At 66.1% G+C, this 2,879-nt stretch carries 5 protein-coding genes; 1 reads left to right on the plus strand and 4 read right to left on the minus strand.

Features of this window, described 5'->3' with window-relative positions:
• Positions 1 to 113: 113 nt before the first annotated feature.
• From AX681_RS03610 to AX681_RS03625, 4 genes are all read right to left on the minus strand, one after another.
• Entirely contained in the window at positions 114 to 842 is a 729-nt protein-coding gene (locus AX681_RS03610; RefSeq protein WP_066664884.1) for a TorF family putative porin, read from the minus strand.
• Between the two features lie 213 nt (positions 843 to 1,055).
• Complete coding sequence (locus tag AX681_RS03615) at positions 1,056 to 1,514, minus strand: RidA family protein (protein ID WP_066664887.1); 459 nt, start codon at positions 1,512 to 1,514, stop codon at positions 1,056 to 1,058.
• 17 nt (positions 1,515 to 1,531) lie between these two features.
• Positions 1,532 to 2,158, minus strand: coding sequence for a hypothetical protein (locus AX681_RS03620; RefSeq protein WP_066664937.1), 627 nt, complete (start codon positions 2,156 to 2,158; stop codon positions 1,532 to 1,534).
• Positions 2,155 to 2,427 carry a DUF3572 domain-containing protein gene (locus AX681_RS03625; RefSeq protein ID WP_066664933.1) on the minus strand — a complete coding sequence of 91 codons (273 nt, stop codon included), beginning with the start codon at positions 2,425 to 2,427 and terminating at the stop codon, positions 2,155 to 2,157. The genes AX681_RS03620 and AX681_RS03625 overlap by 4 nt, the downstream gene beginning before the upstream one ends.
• Before the next feature lie 54 nt (positions 2,428 to 2,481).
• Here AX681_RS03625 and AX681_RS03630 point away from each other — a divergent pair, with 54 nt between their 5' ends.
• Complete coding sequence (locus tag AX681_RS03630) at positions 2,482 to 2,844, plus strand: response regulator (RefSeq protein ID WP_066664930.1); 363 nt, start codon at positions 2,482 to 2,484, stop codon at positions 2,842 to 2,844.
• Positions 2,845 to 2,879 lie beyond the last annotated feature (35 nt).

Genomic DNA, 2,879 nt, shown 5'->3' on the forward strand with positions numbered 1-2,879 from the left:
TTCGGCGCCACCTCCCCCTGGCGGGGGAGGATCGATCCATCCGCCACATCGACACAGCAAAAGGGCCGCGGAACCCGTGTTCCGCGGCCCTTCGCTTTGTCTGCGCGGTGCGTTTAGAACGACGCGCCGAGCGTGAACAGCACTGCGCCGTCCGCGCCGATCGAATCCTTCCAGCCGAGCGCGGTGGTCTCGTCGGTGTTGACGTAGGACACGCCGAGCGTCAGCGCCTTCCAGGTCACTTCTGCGCCGATCGAATAGTCGATCACTTCGCCGTCGAGGCCGCCGAGAAAGCTGTCGCTCTTGGCATAGCCGAGATGGCCCTTCAGCTTCAGCGGGGTTTCCGGAATGCCGACCGCGACATCGGTATAGGCGTAGATCGCGCTGTCGTCGCCGAGCGAGTCCTGACCGCCCCACGCCCAGGCGAGGCCGCCCTTGATCGTCGCCGGGCCGACGGTGCCGGTCAGCGCGAAATAGGGCTCATACACGGTGGTGTCGGACGAACCCGGGTAGAAATAGGCGGTGATGCCGACATCGGCGGTCAGACCCGAGGTCACTTCCTTGGCGAAGCCGGCGTAAACGTCGATTTCGCTGCCGTTGTTGAAGCTGATGCCCGAACCCCAGACGCCGGCATAGAGGCCGCTTTCGTGGGTGACGGTGAAGGTGCCCTGGATCGTCGCTTCTTCGCTGGTCTGGCTGAAGCCGCGGAAACGATAGTCGCTGACGACCGTCGCACCACCGGTGATGGTGAACGCGTCAGGCGCTTCGGTTTCGTCCTGCGCGAACGCGGGGGTTGCAGTGGCGGCGAGCAGCAGCGCGCCGGCGATGGCCTTGGTGAAACGCATGGGATCCCTTTCGTCTTGGTGCGATTTCGGTCCCCACCTGCAGTGAAAGGGCTGCCACATTAAGCTCAGGACATGCGTCCCGGCGCGGCTATCGCCTCCCACCGCGTGAAAGTTGCCGTAATTCGTTGCGCTGCACAATTCCATTTCGGGGGCAGCGTGCAATTGCCCCGCCGCTGTTGCGGCGGCGCAACAGAATTGTAACAGCGGAGACCGTTACTTAACCGCAATAACTGCGTCGATCTCGACCGCCGCACCGCGCGGGAGCACCGCCACGCCGACTGCGGCGCGGGCGTGGCGGCCCGCTTCGCCGAACAGTTTTTCCATCAGCTCCGACGCGCCATTGGCGACCTGGGGCTGATCGGTGAAGCTGGGCGCGGAATTGACGAACACGCCGAGCTTCACGATCCGCTCGACGCGATCGAAGCCGCCCAGCGCCTTTTCGATCTGAGCGACGACCATCAGGCCGCAGCGCTGGGCGGCTTCCTGCCCATAGGCCAGGTCGCGGTCCTCACCCAGGCGGCCGGTCATCACCACGCCGTCCTTGAACGGCAGCTGCCCCGACACGTGCATCAGCCCGCCGGCGGTGACGGTGGGGACATAGGCGGCCACCGGCGCAGCGGCTTCGGGCAGTTCGAGGCCGAGTTCGGCGAGGCGGGCGTGGACGTCGGTCATTGTGAGTCTCCGTGGGATTATGGATGAGGTGCTGGCGTGCCATCGGCAAAGCGCGCGGAAATCCAGCGCTGCGCCTCACGCCAGTCATCGATGCGCGCATGGGCGTGCGGCGCGACCGGGACATGCGGCGCGAGTCGCGGTTCGGACACCATGTGCAGGCGGAAGACGTGCGGTGCCTCCTGCGCGACCGACTGGTGATGGACCGCAAGATCGTCGACGAACACCGCGACGCTGGCGCCATGTTCCTCGACCAGCTGCGCCACCGGGCGCCCCTTCCCACCCTGATTGCATTCGACGCGATGGACGATGCCATGCGTGTCGAGCTGGGCGATGCGATGTTCGCGGCAATGATCGCGCAGATTGGTGAGGATGACGATGTCGGCCTGCTGCGACAGCGCCTCAAGCGATTCGCGCGCGTGCGGGACGAGCGTCTGACGATCCATCTGCGCCGGAAAGAAGCCATCGAGATAGCCCCACATCGCTTCCGGTGTCAGCGCGCGGCCATCGCGCGGCTTCATCGCGCGCGCCCAGTCGTGGCTGCTCAGGTCGAACTCGATATCATGCGCTTCGTCGAGCCAGGCGCCGAAATGCCGCACCATGTGCAGCAACACTTCGTCGCAGTCGCAGATCAGGAGCGGCTTCATTGGGTCTCCAGCGCGTGGCGAGCGGCGACGAGTGCGGCGGGGGTGGTGCCGATCGCGTCGGCGCAGGCGATCAGATCGGGCTCATGCGCCTCAAGAAAGCCGAGCACGGCGGCCAGCACCTGCGGATCGGCGGCGCGGGCGCGCAGGTCGTGCGGCGACAGGCCGGTGAGGTCGAGCAGCCGGTGGGCGCGCGCCGCATCCGACACCGCCCAGGCCAGAGCGCCCAGTGCGAGCGTCCCCGCCTCCTCATTTGTCACCGCGTCGCGCATCGCCTAGAGCTTCGCCCAATCGTTCGTTGGCCAATCGTTCGTCGAAGGGATCGCGTGGCAAAAAGGGTGCTGGTTGTCGAGGACAACGAACTCAATCTCAAACTTTTCTGCGACCTGCTGCGCGCGCACGGGTTCGAGACGATGCCGGTGCGCGACGGGCGCGAGGCGGTGGCGACCGCGCGCAGCTTTGCCCCCGATCTGGTGATCACCGACATCCAGCTGCCGCACATTTCCGGCATCGACATCATCGCCCGCATGCGCGGCGACCCGGCGCTGAAGGCGATCCCGGTGATGGCGGTGACCGCCTATGCCGGGCAGGAGGACGAAGCGCGGATCCGGGCGGCGGGTGCGAATGCCTATGTGACCAAGCCGATTTCGGTGATGCGGTTTGTGGAGGAGGTCCAGGGGTTGGTGTAGCGGTTGGGCTGAGGAGAGACGGATATCTACCCGCC

Origin of the sequence: Sphingomonas sp. CCH9-E2 (genome assembly GCF_001557215.1) — a bacterium.
Taxonomy (GTDB): Bacteria; Pseudomonadota; Alphaproteobacteria; order Sphingomonadales; family Sphingomonadaceae; genus Sphingomonas.

Coding starts and splice junctions, on each gene's coding strand:
- AX681_RS03625 (WP_066664933.1), bottom strand. CDS start 2,427: ATGCGCGACGCGGTGACAAATGAGGAGGCGGGGACGCTCGCACTGGGC.
- AX681_RS03620 (WP_066664937.1), bottom strand. CDS start 2,158: ATGAAGCCGCTCCTGATCTGCGACTGCGACGAAGTGTTGCTGCACATG.
- AX681_RS03610 (WP_066664884.1), bottom strand. CDS start 842: ATGCGTTTCACCAAGGCCATCGCCGGCGCGCTGCTGCTCGCCGCCACT.
- AX681_RS03615 (WP_066664887.1), bottom strand. CDS start 1,514: ATGACCGACGTCCACGCCCGCCTCGCCGAACTCGGCCTCGAACTGCCC.